This is a genomic window from Streptomyces flaveolus (genome assembly GCF_000716535.1).
GTDB classification, from domain to species: Bacteria; Actinomycetota; Actinomycetes; order Streptomycetales; family Streptomycetaceae; genus Streptomyces; species Streptomyces flaveolus_A.
Genome location: NZ_JNWV01000010.1, coordinates 1 through 13,121 on the forward strand (window position 1 = coordinate 1; position 13,121 = coordinate 13,121).

The window sequence follows — 13,121 nt, forward strand, 5'->3', positions numbered from 1 at the left end:
CCCCAGGGTCAGGTCCAGGACCGTCAGCGACTCCTCCGCGCCCTCGGGACCCACCGGCACCAGGGCCTTGGGGAGGGTGTCGGTGTAGGGGCGCAGACGCCGGCCGGCGCCGGCCGCCAGCACGAGGCCGATCATGCGGGTTCTCCTTCGTCGTGTACGGCGGGCGCCCCGGCGGACACCCAGAAGCGGATGCTCTCGACGAGCACCACCAGGGCGACGGCCACGGCGAGGACGGTGAGCGCGAGCTTGAACTGCGCGGCGGTGAGCACCGCGGCCAGAACGGCGACGAGCAGCGTCCGCCCCTCGTGGCCACCGATGACGCGCACCAGCCAGGCCGGGGGGGCTCCGGCGTTGCCGCGGATGCGGTACACCGTGTCGTAGTGATGGTAGGCGACGGCCGCCACCAGGCCGAAAGCCGCCGGAAGTGCCCCGTTCACGCCGGCTTTACCGGCCAGGGCGAGGACCGTGCCGTACTCGGCGGCCCGGAAGAAGGGCGGCAGGAGCCAGTCGAGGGCGCCCTTGAGGGGGCGGGCGACGGCGAGGGCCGAGGTGAGGACGTACACGACCGCGCCGACGACCGGCAGCGGTCCGCCGAAGTCCGTGAGGGCCGAGCAGGCGACGACCACGGCGCCGCCGAGCAGGGCGACGGCGGGCACGGCGAGCCCGGGCAGGCCCTTCCCGGCCACGCGCCGCACGGCCCCGGCGAGCGGCCCGGAGTCGGCGAGGTCGGCGAGGGCCTGCGCCGCCCGGTCGGTGCGCCGCGCCTTGCGGGTCACCGAGCGCAGCACCCGTCCCGCCGTGGTGTACGTCGCCGCGAAGGCGCAGCCGACGAGCAGGGCGTAGAAGGTGATCCGGGGGGTGGTGAGCGCGGTGAGTACCGCGATCATCGCCCAGCGCTCGCCGATCGGCAGCACGATCATCCGCCGCAGCCAGACGGTCCAGCCGACGCTGTCGAGCTTGTCGGAGAGGGCGGCGGTGGGGCTGGTGTTGGCGGTGGCGTCGTGGTTGGCCTCGTTGAAGGAGAAGTCGACCACGTGCCGGCAGGTCTGGAGGATCATCGCGCCGAGGGCGAGGGCCCACACGTCGTCGCCGCCGCGGGCCGCGCCGAGGGCGAGGCCGGCGTAGTAGGCGTACTCCTTGGCCCGGTCGAAGGTGGCGTCGAGCCAGGCGCCGAGGGTGGAGTACTTCAGGGCGTAGCGGGCGAGCTGGCCGTCGGTGCAGTCCAGGACGAAGGAGGCGATCAGCAGCACCCCGGCCGCGACGAAGCCGGCCCGGGTGCCGGTCGCCGCGCAGCCCGCCGCTATCAGGGCGGTGAGCAGCGAGGCCGTGGTGACCTGGTTCGGGGTCAGACCGCGGCGGGCGCACCAGCGGGCGATGTAGCGCGAGTAGGGGCTGATGAAGAACGTGGTGAAGAAGCCGTCCCGGGACTTCACGGCCGACTTCAGGCGGACGGCCTCGTCGTCGACGGCGGAGACGGCCTGCCGGGCCTCGTTGCGGGCCTGCGGGTCGGCGGGCACGGCGGCGACCAGGCTGCCCAGCTCGGGCCGGTGCACCGCGCCGCCGTCGGCGTCGAGGGCGTCCGCGACGCGGTCGGCGAGGCTGTCCAGGGCGAGCGCGGGGGCGCCGCCCTCGGCCGCGCGGGCAGTGGCCGTGCCGCCGTCCGGGGAGCCCTCCCGGGCCACGGCCCGGGTGAGCGCCTGCCGGGCGGCCGGCTGGGCGGTGACGGCGCCGGGCACGGCGGCGAGCGGGAAGCGCGGGTCGGTCAGGCCGAGGCGCAGCGCGTGGAGGTGGCCGACGAAACGGGCGTCGACCAGGGCCACGCGCCGGTCGGCCGGCACGGCCGCGAGCAGGGACTCCGTCTCGGCGGCGTCGGCGGCCACGCGCACGTCGAAGCCGAGGGACCGCAGATCGTTCTCCAGTGACGATCCGGGGACCGGCTGACCGGTGACGATGGCGGTCGACAACCGAACTCACTCCCTGGGTGCCGGCGCGCGGGCGCCGGTCTCTCGCATGGTGGGGCGCCCTGCCTGCGGCACCCGGGCGGCATGTCGGCAGAGGCTATCGGATGGTCCGGAGCCGGTGTTCACCGGCCGTTCACGGTCCGGCCCACGGGGGCTGCCCCGGCCTTTGCCGCGATCATCATCGGGGATCCGGGGCCCGGCCCACAAACCCATGGGGCAGACCCGGGCAACCGGGACACCGGGCCGTTCGGCATAGGGTGGGCGACCATGACGTGGCTGATCACCGGCGGAGCCGGATACATCGGGGCGCACGTGGCACGGGCCATGGCGGGCGCCGGGGAGAGCGTCGTGGCGCTGGACGACCTGTCGGCCGCCGTGCCCGCGCGGCTCCCGGCCGAGGTGCCGCTGGTCCAGGGTTCGACGCTGGACGGGGAGTTGCTGAAGCGGGTCTTCGCGGAGTACGGCGTGACGGGCGTCGTCCATCTCGCGGCGCGCAAGCAGGTCGCGGAGTCGGTGGCCCAGCCCACCCGCTACTACCGGGAGAACGTGGGCGGTCTGGCCACGCTCCTGGACGCGGTGGCCGAGGCGGGCATCGGCCGCCTGCTGTTCTCGTCGTCGGCGGCGGTGTACGGCAACCCGGACGTGGACCTGATCACCGAGGACACCCCGTGCGACCCGGTGAACCCGTACGGCGAGACCAAGCTGGCCGGTGAGTGGCTGGTGCGGGCGGCGGGCCGGGCGCACGGTATCTCCACCGTGTGTCTGCGCTATTTCAACGTGGCCGGCGCCGCGGCGCCGCAGCTGGCGGACACGGGGGTGTTCAACATCGTGCCGATGGTCTTCGACCGGCTCACCCGGGACGAGGCCCCGCGGATCTTCGGCGACGACTACCCGACGCCGGACGGCACCTGTGTCAGGGACTACATCCACGTCGCCGATCTGGCCGAGGCCCACCTGGCGGCGGCGCGGCGGCTGGCCGCCGGGGACCTCACCGGTGATCTGACGCTGAACATCGGCCGGGGCGAGGGGGTCTCGGTGCGCGAGCTGATCACGGTCATCGGGGAGGTCAGCGGGGACCGCCGGGCGCCCGTGGTGGAGGGCCGCCGCCCGGGTGACGCGCCGCGCGCGGTGGCCTCGGCCGAGCGGGCCGCCGAGGCACTGGGCTGGCGGGCCCGGCGCGGGGTGCGGGAGATGATCGAGTCGGCGTGGGCGGGCTGGCGGCTGCACCACGGGAGCTGATCCGGCCCCCGCCCCTGACCTGCGGAACGTTTGCGCAGGTCACAGCACATGACAACGGTGTTCAGTGCCGCGTTGCCCCATACCCCCGCCCCGTAGTTCACTGGGCTCCGGGCAGCCACACGGAAGGCGGGAGTCATGGGTGCAGGGCACGACCACGGGCACGCGCACTCCCACGCGCCGTCCACGGGTACGGCCACGGCCGCGTACCGGGGCCGGCTGAGGATCGCGCTGGGCATCACGCTGACGATCATGGTCGTCGAGATCGCTGGCGGTCTGATCGCGGACTCGCTCGCGCTGATCGCGGACGCGGCGCACATGGCGACCGACGCGGTGGGCCTCGGCATGGCCCTGCTCGCCGTGCACTTCGCGAACCGCCCGGCGAGCACCAACCGCACCTACGGTTACGCCCGCGCCGAGATCCTCGCGGCCCTGGCCAACTGTCTGCTGCTGCTCGGGGTCGGCGGCTACGTCCTGTACGAGGCGGCCCAGCGGTTCGTGGAGCCCGCGCAGACCCGGGGCGGCCTGATGGTCGTGTTCGGCCTGATCGGCCTGGTGGCGAACTCCATCTCGCTGGTGCTGCTGATGCGCGGGCAGAAGGAGAGCCTGAACGTGCGGGGCGCCTTCCTGGAGGTGGCCGCGGACGCGCTGGGCTCGGTGGCGGTGCTGATCTCGGCGGCGGTGATCCTGACCACCGGCTGGCAGGCGGCGGACCCGGTGGCCTCGCTGGTCATCGGCCTGATGATCGTGCCGCGGACGCTGAAGCTGCTGCGCGAGACGCTGGACGTGCTGCTGGAGGCCGCCCCCAAGGGCGTCGACATGTCGGACGTCCGGACGCACATCCTGGCCCTCGACGGCGTGGAGGACGTCCACGACCTGCATGCCTGGACGATCACCTCGGGCATGCCGGTGCTGTCGGCGCACGTGGTGGTCAGCACCGAGGTGCTGAACGCCATCGGGCACGAGAAGATACTGCACGAACTGCAGGGCTGCCTGGGCGACCACTTCGACGTGGAGCACTGCACCTTCCAACTGGAGCCGGGCGGGCACGCGGAGCACGAAGCGCGGCTGTGCCACTGACCGTACGCACTGCCGTTCGGCGCACCCCCGGACGGTTCCCCGCGGCCGGCTCCGGGCACGATGATCTACCGGGTCCGGCTCCCGCTGCCGCGCCGCGCGCGGACGTGCGGACGTGCCGGGAGTGCCGGATTCGTACGGCAGACTTGGGGTGCGAAGACCGAGGCGAAGGATGGGTATGCCGATCACACCTGCCACCGCGACGCACAGCTCGTCGAAGGGCACCGCAGAGGCGATTTTGCTGGAACTGGTCGACGAGAAGGGTGTGACGACCGGGACGGCGGAGAAGCTCGCCGCCCATCAGCCGCCGGGACAGCTGCACCGCGCGTTCTCGGTGTTCCTCTTCGACGAGCACGGCCGGCTGCTGCTCCAGCAGCGGGCGCTCGGCAAGTACCACTCCCCCGGTGTGTGGTCCAACACCTGCTGCGGTCACCCCTACCCGGGCGAGGCGCCGTTCGCGGCGGCGGCCCGGCGCACGTACGAGGAACTGGGCGTCTCGCCGTCGCTGCTGGCGGAGGCCGGCACGGTCCGTTACAACCACCCGGACCCCGCCTCCGGCCTGGTGGAGCAGGAGTTCAACCATCTGTTCGTCGGCCTGGTGCAGGCGCCGCTCGGGCCGGACCCCGAGGAGGTCGCCCAGACCTCCTTCGTGACGGCGGCGGAGCTGGCCGAGCGGCACGCCCGGGACCCGTTCTCGGCCTGGTTCATGACCGTCCTGGACGCCGCCCGCCCGGCGATCAGGGAGCTGACGGGTCCGTCCGCCGGCTGGTAGCCGCCACGGCGGTGCCGAGGCAGACCGGGGCGGCCCGTCGATCCGGCGGGCGCTACGGCAGCGAGGGGGGCTTGAGCGGGAGGGCGGCCCAGATGACCTTGCCGCCGCTCGCGGTGTGCTCCACGTCGACCACCCCGCCCGCCTCCCGCGCCACCTCGCGGACCAGCAGGAGTCCCCGGCCGCCGGTCTGGCCGTGGTCGGCCTCAAGGGCCGTCGGGCGGTAGGGGTGGTTGTCCTCCACGGACACCCGCACCCACTCGGCTCCGACGGCCACCTCCACGGCCAGCACCGGCGACAGCAGCGCCGCGTGCCGGACCGCGTTGGTGACCAGCTCGGAGACGATCAGCAGCAGCCCGTGCACCAGGTCGTCGGAGACCGGCACTCCCTGGCGCAGCAGCAGGTCCCGCACCGCGTGCCGGGCCTGCGGGACCGAGGCGTCCACCGCGGCCGCGGTGAACCGCCAGACGCCTTCGTACGGCAGTGGATTTGGCGGCCTGTCGCCGCCCCCCGCTGGGCGCGGGCCGTCCTCGCGCCCATGGTTGTCCATCGTCCGGTCGCCACCCTCGCGCTCGATTGTCACCACACGTCGAGTGTTGGTAACGATCCGCTCCGGTCCGGATGCCTGAACACAAGTCGGCAGGTATCGAACGCTTTTTGACCGACTGCGCACGGCCGGGTCACGGGGTGGGACTGTTCCTGTTCCTCGGACGCCGGTTCGCGAACTAGTCGGGTTGTACGGGTTCGGCCCGCGGCCGCGCGGGAGCCCTCCGCTACGATCCGCCGCATGGAGCCCCAGCTGTCCCACCAGGTCACCGACTCCGTCGCCACCGTGGTGATCCGTCACCCCGCCAAGCGCAACGCCATGACGACGGCGATGTGGCGGGCCCTCCCCCCGCTGCTGGACGCGCTGGCCCGTGACCCCGGGGTACGGGCTCTGGTGCTCACCGGTGAGGGCGGGACCTTCTGCGCGGGTGCCGACATCTCCACGCTCCAGGACGCGCCGGAGGAGGCACCGGCCCTCGCGGTGGCCGCCGAGGAGGCCCTGGCGGCGTTCCCCAAGCCGACCGTCGCCGCGGTGCGCGGCCACTGCGTGGGCGGTGGGGCGCAGCTCGCGGCGGCCTGTGACCTGCGGCTGGCGGAGGAGGGAGCGCTGTTCGGGGTGACGCCGGCGCGGCTCGGTGTCGTCTATCCGGCCTCCTCGACCCGCCGGCTGGTCTCCCTGGTCGGCCCGGCCACGGCCAAGTACCTGCTGTTCACGGCCGAGTTGATCGACACCGGGCGGGCACTGCGCACCGGCCTGGTGGACGAGGTGCTGCCCGAGGGGGAACTGGACAAACGGGTCGCGGAGCTGACCCGGGTCCTGGTGTCGCGTTCGCAGCTCACCCAGGCCGCCGCCAAGGAGTTCGCCGCCGGCCGCACCGACCGTGACGCCCACTGGGCGGCGCAGGCGCGCGGCAGCGGCGATGTGGCGGAGGGAGTCGCCGCGTTCCTGGAGCGCCGGCAGCCGCGCTTCACCTGGAGCGTGTCTACGTCAGGTTGAAGCGGCTCGCGGCCCGCCACCTCTCGACGAGGTGCGCGGGCGCCTTCTGAGGTGAACCGGCGTCGTACGGCGGCTGGGGGTCGTACTCGGTCAGGAGCTGCACGGACTGGGCGTGTTCGTCGCCGGCGATGGTGCCGAGGAGGGTCAAGCCCATGTCGATGCCGGACGACACGCCCGCCGCGGTGACGTACTTGCCGTCCACGACCACCCGCTCCCCCGTCGGCTCGGCCCCGAAGCCGCGCAGCAGGTCCAGCGCGAGCCAGTGCGAGGTGGCACGGCGGCCGCGCAGCAGCCCGGCGGCGGCCAGCAGCAGCGAGCCCGTGCACACGGAGGTGGTCCAGGTGCTGGTGGCGTCCGCAGCGCGCAGCCAGTCCAGCAGGGCGGTGTTCTCCATCTGATCGCTCTGGCCGGGACCGCCCGGCACGATCACGATGTCCGGGGACGGTACGTCGGCGAGTGTGCGGTCGGCGGTGAGCGCCAGGTTCCCGGTGTCGGTGCGGACGGGTCCGGTGCGCTCGGCGATGAACACGGTCTCGGAACCGGGGAGCCGGCCGAGGGTCTCGTAGGGGCCGACGGCGTCGAGGGCGGTGAAGCGGTCGTAGAGCACGATGGCGATCTGCATGGAGTTCCCTTGTCTCGTGCGGTGGGTGAGGTCCGTCAGACGACGGGTGCGGGGCGGAAGCGGCGGCGGTACTCGGCCGGGGACGCGCCCAGGGTGCGCAGGAAGGCGCGGCGCATGGCCTCGGGTGTGCCGTAGCCGCTGGAGCGGGCGACCTGTTCGACACCGTCGGTGGTGTCCTCCAGCAGGCGGCGGGCGTGTTCGAGGCGGACCCGGTCGACGTACCGGCCCGGTGTCATGCCGGTCTCCGCCTGGAAGGCGCGGGCGAAGTGGCGCGGGGAGAGGGCCGCGCGGGCGGCCAGCGCCTCGACGCCGAGGTCGCCGTCCGGGTGTTCGGTGATCCACTGCTGGACGTCCCGGAGAGGTTCCCGCCGGGCCGTCTGGACCGCCAGCTGGGCGCTGAACTGGGCCTGGTTGCCCGGCCTGCGCAGGAAGACCACGAGGTGGCGGGCGACGGTCAGCGCCACCTCCCGGCCCAGGTCCTCCTCCACCAGCGCGAGGGCGAGGTCGATGCCCGCGGCGACCCCGGCCGAGGTGGCCACGTTCCCGTCCCGGACGAAGATCGGGTCGGGGTCGACCCGGACGGCGGGGTGGTCCCGGGCGAGCTTGTCGCAGTACGCCCAGTGGGTCGTGGCGCGCCGGCCGTCCAGGAGTCCGGCCCGCGCCAGCGGGATCGCGCCGGTGCACACGGAGACCAGGCGCGGGGCCCGCGGGCCGTGCGCGCGCAGCCACCGCACCAGCCGCGGATCCGGGTCGCGGGTGCCCTCCCCGCCGGGGACCAGCAGGGTGTGCGGGTCCGCCGTGTCCGCCAGGGATCCGTCCGGTACGACGGTCAGCCCGCTGGAGGTGCGCACGGGCCCGCCGTCCACGGATGCCGTGCGGATCCGGTACGAGCCCGGGGTTTGTCTCTCCGCGCCGGTGAAGACCTCCATGGGGCCGGTGACGTCGAGGCTCTGCACGCCGTCGAAGACGGTGACGAGGACGGTTCGCTGCGTCATGGCCTCGATTCTGGGTGGCCCCGCGCGCGGCAGCAACGACGGATTTCCCACCTTTCCTGCCATCGGCTTCCCGGCCCAGGGGTTTTCCGTGCCGTCCGGAGGTACCCGGGGTGACGAGAGCCCACGACGAAAGGAGATCGTTCCGTGTTCCGTGCCATCGCAGACGTACTGCGGCAGATCGGCGGCGCCGTCGCCACGGTGGTCACGCTGCCGTTCCGGGCGCTCGCCCGGTTGTTCGGCGGAGCTTCGTCCTCCGCGCGGGGGAGCCGGGCCTGACGCCGGCCCGGCGCCCCGCCGGGGTGCCGCCCTGATCCCCGGTTGTCGGTGTCACCTGCCACAATTGCCGCGCAACCTCAGTGGAGAAGGCGGTACGGGATCGTGACGACACCCGGGTCCTACGGAGCAGGGTCCATCGAAGGCAGGATCGCCGAGGAGCTCGGCGTACGGGAGCGGCAGGTGAAGGCCGCGGTGGAACTGCTCGACGGCGGTTCGACCGTGCCCTTCATCGCTCGCTACCGCAAGGAAGCGACCGAGATGCTCGACGACGCGCAGCTGCGCACCATCGAGGAGCGGCTGCGCTATCTGCGGGAGCTGGAGGAGCGGCGGACCGCGATCCTGGAGTCGGTGCGGGAGCAGGGCAAGCTCACCGAGGAACTGGAGGCGCGGATCCGCGGCGCCGAGACGAAGGCGCGTCTGGAGGACATCTACCTCCCCTACAAGCCCAAGCGGCGCACCAAGGCGCAGATCGCGCGCGAGGCGGGCCTGGAACCGCTCGCGGAGGGGCTGCTGGGCGACCCGACGGTCGAACCGCTGGCAGCCGCCGCCGCGTTCGTGGACGCCGACAAGGGCGTCGCCGACCCGCAGGCCGCGCTGGAGGGCGCGCGGGCGATCCTCACCGAGCGGTTCTCCGAGGACGCCGACCTCATCGGCGAGCTGCGCGAGCGCATGTGGGTGCGCGGGCGGCTGGCCGCGAAGGTGCGGGAGGGCAAGGAGGAGGCGGGCGCCAAGTTCGCCGACTACTTCGACTTCGCCGAGCCGTTCACCGAGCTGCCCTCGCACCGGATCCTCGCGATGCTGCGCGGGGAGAAGGAGGAGGTCCTGGACCTCGTCCTGGAGCCGGAGGAGGCCACGGAGGGCCCGTCGTCGTACGAGGCGATCATCGCGTCGAGGTTCGGGATCGCCGACCGGGGCCGACCGGGCGACAAGTGGCTGAAGGACACCGTCCGCTGGGCCTGGCGCACCCGCGTCCTGGTCCACCTCGGGATCGACCTGCGCCTGAGGCTGCGGACGGCCGCCGAGGACGAGGCGGTCAACGTGTTCGCGGCGAACCTGCGGGACCTGCTGCTGGCCGCCCCGGCCGGCACCCGCGCGACGCTCGGCCTGGACCCCGGCTTCCGCACGGGCGTGAAGGTCGCCGTGGTCGACGCGACCGGCAAGGTCGTCGCCACGGACGTGATCTACCCGCACGTCCCGGCCAACAAGTGGGACGAGGCGCTCGCCAAGCTGGCGCGGCTCGCGAAGGAGCACGCGGTCGAGCTGGTCGCGATCGGCAACGGCACGGCGTCCCGCGAGACCGACAAGCTCGCCGGCGAACTCATCGCGAAGCACCCTGAGCTGAAGCTCACCAAGGTGATGGTGTCCGAGGCGGGCGCGTCGGTGTACTCCGCGTCGAGTTACGCCTCCCAGGAGCTGCCGGACATGGACGTGTCGCTGCGCGGCGCGGTCTCCATCGCCCGGCGCCTGCAGGACCCGCTGGCCGAGCTGGTGAAGATCGACCCGAAGTCGATCGGCGTCGGCCAGTACCAGCACGACCTGTCCGAGGTGAAGCTGTCCCGCTCGCTGGACGCGGTCGTGGAGGACTGTGTGAACGGCGTCGGCGTGGACGTCAACACGGCCTCCGTGCCGTTGCTCGCGCGGGTGTCGGGCATCTCGGCCGGACTCGCGGAGAACATCGTCGCGCACCGCGACCAGAACGGTCCCTTCACGTCCCGTTCCGAGCTGAAGAAGGTGGCGCGGCTCGGCCCGAAGGCCTACGAGCAGTGCGCGGGCTTCCTGCGCATCCGCGGCGGCACCGATCCGCTGGACGCCTCCAGCGTCCACCCCGAGGCCTACCCGGTGGTGCGCCGCATGGTGAAGACGACGGGCCAGGAGGTGGCGTCCCTCATCGGCAACACGGGCGTGCTGCGCTCGCTGCGGCCGGCCGACTTCGTGGACGACACCTTCGGTCTGCCGACCGTCACCGACATCCTCAAGGAGCTGGAGAAGCCGGGCCGCGACCCGCGTCCCGCGTTCCGGACGGCCACCTTCAAGGAGGGCGTCGAGAAGATCTCCGACCTGTCCGCCGGGATGGTCCTGGAGGGCGTGGTGACCAACGTGGCCGCCTTCGGCGCGTTCGTGGACGTCGGTGTCCACCAGGACGGCCTGGTGCACGTGTCGGCGATGTCGAAGTCGTTCGTCAAGGACCCGCGCGATGTCGTGAAGCCCGGCGACATCGTCAAGGTGAAGGTCCTGGACGTCGACATCCCGCGCAAGCGGATTGCGCTGACGCTGCGCCTGGACGACGAGGCCGCCCCGCAGGGCCAGGGCGGCGGCCGGCAGCAGCGCGGCGGTGCCCGTCCGCCGCAGCAGCGGCAGGGCGGCGGCCAACGGCAGGGCGGCGGTCAGCGGCAGGGCCGCGGCGGCGGTGACCGCGGCGGCCGGCAGGCCCCCGCACCGGCACCGGCCAACAGCGCGATGGCGGACGCGCTGCGCCGCGCGGGCCTGCTGGACCCCAAGAAGCGCTGACCCTACGGGGCTTCGGCGGTCGGCTGGAGTGGCGCCCTCCTCCCCGGAGGGCGCCTCCGTCCGCCGCCGGACACCCCGGTGACGCACGACAACCGGTTCCGCAGACTGCCGAGGCGCTGTACTCCGGCCGGACCTTCGGCCGGCCCTTCCGCCGGACATCGTCGGCCCGTGCCGGCGGGCGGGCGCCCACGCGGACGAGACCATCGCGGCGCTCCCCCAGCACGCGGTCGGCCCGACACCCGGTGCGCCGGGTGAGACGACGCTGCACCGGGTGCTGACCCACGTGGTCGCCGAGACCCCGCGGCACGCCGGACACTCGGACATCGCGTACTCGTCTCCGGGGCTGTGGGAGGGCAGCGCCCCGGTGGCCTCGACGTGGCGGCCCCACGACCCAGAGCACCCCGCCCGGGGCCGGACAGGCGGCGAAGCGGTCCGCCGCACGCGCCGGCTAGCGCTCCGTCACCTTGCCGTCGGCGACCTCCAGGCGCCGGGTCACCCGGACCGCGTCCAGCATGCGCCGGTCGTGGGTGACCAGCAGGAGGGTGCCCGTGAAGGCGTCGAGGGCCGACTCCAGCTGCTCGATGGCGGGCAGGTCGAGGTGGTTCGTCGGCTCGTCCAGGACGAGGAGGTTGACGCCCCGGCCCTGGAGCAGGGCGAGCGCGGCGCGGGTGCGCTCACCCGGGGAGAGGGTCGCGGCCGGGCGCAGCACATGGCCGGACTTGAGTCCGAACTTGGCCAGCAGGGTGCGGACCTCCGCCGGTTCGGTGTCGGGGACGGCGGCGCAGAAGGCGTCGAGCAGGGTCTCGGGGCCGTGGAACAGCCCCCGGGCCTGGTCGACCTCGCCGACCAGCACCCCGGAGCCGAGGGCCGCGTGCCCGGAGTCGAGCGGGACGCGGCCCAGCAGCGCGCCGAGCAGCGTGGACTTCCCGGACCCGTTGGCCCCCGTCACCGCGATCCGGTCCGCCCAGTCGATCTGCAGCGAGACCGGGCCGAAGGTGAAGTCGCCGCGCCGGACCTCGGCGTCCCGCAGCGTCGCCACGACCGCGCCCGAGCGCGGCGCGGACGCGATCTCCATCCGCAGCTCCCACTCCTTGCGCGGCTCCTCCACCACGTCCAGGCGCTCGATCATGCGCTGGGTCTGCCGGGCCTTGGCGGCCTGCTTCTCGCTGGCCTCGCTGCGGAACTTGCGGCCGATCTTGTCGTTGTCGTTGCCGGCCTTGCGGCGGGCGTTCTTCACGCCCTTGTCCATCCAGGCGCGCTGCATCTGGGCACGGTCCTGCAGAGCCGCCCTCTTGTCGGCGTACTCCTCGTACTCCTCGCGGGCGTGCCGGCGGGACACCTCGCGCTCCTCCAGGTAGGCGGCGTAACCACCGCCGTAGAGGTTGATCCGGCGCTGTGCGAGGTCGAGTTCGAGCACCTTGGTGACCGTGCGGGTGAGGAACTCACGGTCGTGGCTGACGACGACCGTGCCCGCGCGCAGTCCGGTGACGAACCGTTCCAGACGCTCCAGGCCGTCGAGGTCCAGGTCGTTGGTGGGCTCGTCCAGCAGGAAGACGTCGTAGCGGGACAGCAGCAGGGAGGCGAGGCCGGCGCGGGCCGCCTGGCCGCCGGAGAGGGCGGTCATCGGCTGGTCCAGGTCCACGGCCAGGCCGAGGGAGTCGGCGACCTCCTCCGCGCGCTCCTCCAGGTCGGCGCCGCCCAGGCCGAGCCAGCGCTCCAGGGCGGCGGCATAGGCGTCGTCGGCGCCGGGGGCGCCGTCGACCAGCGCCTGGGTGGCCTCGTCCATGGTCCGCTGGGCCTCGGCGACCCCGGTGCGCCGGGCCAGGAACTCCCGGACGGTCTCCCCCGGCCGGCGCTCCGGCTCCTGCGGCAGGTGGCCGACGGTCGCGGCCGGCGGGGACAGCCTGAGTTCGCCCTGCTCGGGCGGGGTGAGTCCGGCGAGCATCCGCAGCAGGGTCGACTTTCCCGCGCCGTTGGCGCCGACCAGCCCGATCACGTCGCCGGGCGCGACGACCAGGTCGAGCCCGGCGAACAGGGAGCGGTCGCCGTGTCCGGCGGCGAGGTTCTTGGCAACGAGGGTGGCAGTCATCAGGACGCCGATCCTAGTGGCGGTACGCGCGCGCCTCCGCCACGT

General features: G+C 73.4%; 12 protein-coding genes and 1 pseudogene. 7 read left to right on the plus strand and 6 right to left on the minus strand.

Annotated elements, in window-relative coordinates; genetic code table 11:
• The coding region (locus tag OO52_RS11980; RefSeq protein ID WP_030643188.1) for a sugar phosphate nucleotidyltransferase at positions 1 to 135 on the minus strand (135 nt) is incomplete at its 3' end.
• Positions 132 to 1,964: a DUF5941 domain-containing protein gene (locus OO52_RS11985; protein ID WP_030643190.1), complete on the minus strand. Its 1,833-nt coding sequence runs from the start codon at positions 1,962 to 1,964 to the stop codon at positions 132 to 134. The genes OO52_RS11980 and OO52_RS11985, both read right to left, overlap by 4 nt.
• 264 nt (positions 1,965 to 2,228) lie before the next feature.
• Here OO52_RS11985 and galE point away from each other — a divergent pair, with 264 nt between their 5' ends.
• The 3 genes from galE to idi all read left to right on the plus strand — a co-directional run bounded on the left by galE (position 2,229) and on the right by idi (position 5,046).
• The gene (gene galE / locus OO52_RS11990) at positions 2,229 to 3,200 is read left to right on the plus strand and encodes a UDP-glucose 4-epimerase GalE (RefSeq protein WP_030643192.1); all 972 of its coding nucleotides are present in this window, start codon (positions 2,229 to 2,231) and stop codon (positions 3,198 to 3,200) included.
• 135 nt (positions 3,201 to 3,335) lie between these two features.
• Positions 3,336 to 4,277: a cation diffusion facilitator family transporter gene (locus OO52_RS11995; RefSeq protein WP_030643194.1), complete on the plus strand. Its 942-nt coding sequence runs from the start codon at positions 3,336 to 3,338 to the stop codon at positions 4,275 to 4,277.
• Positions 4,278 to 4,452: 175 nt separating this feature from the next.
• On the plus strand, positions 4,453 to 5,046 hold the full coding sequence (idi, locus tag OO52_RS12000) for an isopentenyl-diphosphate Delta-isomerase (protein ID WP_030643196.1): 594 nt from the start codon (positions 4,453 to 4,455) through the stop codon (positions 5,044 to 5,046).
• A gap of 52 nt (positions 5,047 to 5,098) precedes the next feature.
• Here idi and OO52_RS12005 read toward each other — a convergent pair whose 3' ends face one another.
• A complete protein-coding gene (locus OO52_RS12005) occupies positions 5,099 to 5,593 on the minus strand; it encodes an ATP-binding protein (protein ID WP_030643198.1) in 495 nt (164 codons plus the stop codon).
• A gap of 237 nt (positions 5,594 to 5,830) precedes the next feature.
• Here OO52_RS12005 and OO52_RS12010 point away from each other — a divergent pair, with 237 nt between their 5' ends.
• Complete coding sequence (locus OO52_RS12010; RefSeq protein WP_030643199.1) at positions 5,831 to 6,586, plus strand: enoyl-CoA hydratase/isomerase family protein; 756 nt, start codon at positions 5,831 to 5,833, stop codon at positions 6,584 to 6,586.
• Here the strand turns inward: OO52_RS12010 and OO52_RS12015 are convergent.
• Entirely contained in the window at positions 6,573 to 7,208 is a 636-nt protein-coding gene (locus tag OO52_RS12015) for a DJ-1/PfpI family protein (protein WP_030643201.1), read from the minus strand. The genes OO52_RS12010 and OO52_RS12015 overlap by 14 nt on opposite strands.
• Positions 7,209 to 7,243: 35 nt before the next feature.
• Positions 7,244 to 8,203 (minus strand): GlxA family transcriptional regulator, encoded by a 960-nt coding sequence (locus OO52_RS12020; RefSeq protein WP_030643204.1) that lies wholly within the window; start codon positions 8,201 to 8,203, stop codon positions 7,244 to 7,246.
• Between the two features lie 144 nt (positions 8,204 to 8,347).
• Between OO52_RS12020 and OO52_RS53950 the strand changes: the two genes are divergently transcribed.
• The 3 genes and pseudogenes from OO52_RS53950 to OO52_RS54545 form a co-directional block, all read left to right on the plus strand.
• Positions 8,348 to 8,479, plus strand: a complete 132-nt coding sequence (locus tag OO52_RS53950; RefSeq protein ID WP_267881519.1) for an LPFR motif small protein — start codon at positions 8,348 to 8,350, stop codon at positions 8,477 to 8,479.
• 102 nt (positions 8,480 to 8,581) lie between these two features.
• Positions 8,582 to 10,987 carry a Tex family protein gene (locus tag OO52_RS12025; protein WP_030643206.1) on the plus strand — a complete coding sequence of 802 codons (2,406 nt, stop codon included), beginning with the start codon at positions 8,582 to 8,584 and terminating at the stop codon, positions 10,985 to 10,987.
• Positions 10,988 to 11,144: 157 nt separating this feature from the next.
• Positions 11,145 to 11,300 (plus strand): annotated as a pseudogene (locus tag OO52_RS54545) (DUF664 domain-containing protein); the annotation flags it as partial.
• Between the two features lie 135 nt (positions 11,301 to 11,435).
• Here OO52_RS54545 and OO52_RS12030 read toward each other — a convergent pair.
• Positions 11,436 to 13,076 carry an ABC-F family ATP-binding cassette domain-containing protein gene (locus OO52_RS12030; RefSeq protein WP_030643208.1) on the minus strand — a complete coding sequence of 547 codons (1,641 nt, stop codon included), beginning with the start codon at positions 13,074 to 13,076 and terminating at the stop codon, positions 11,436 to 11,438.
• Positions 13,077 to 13,121: the final 45 nt, after the last annotated feature.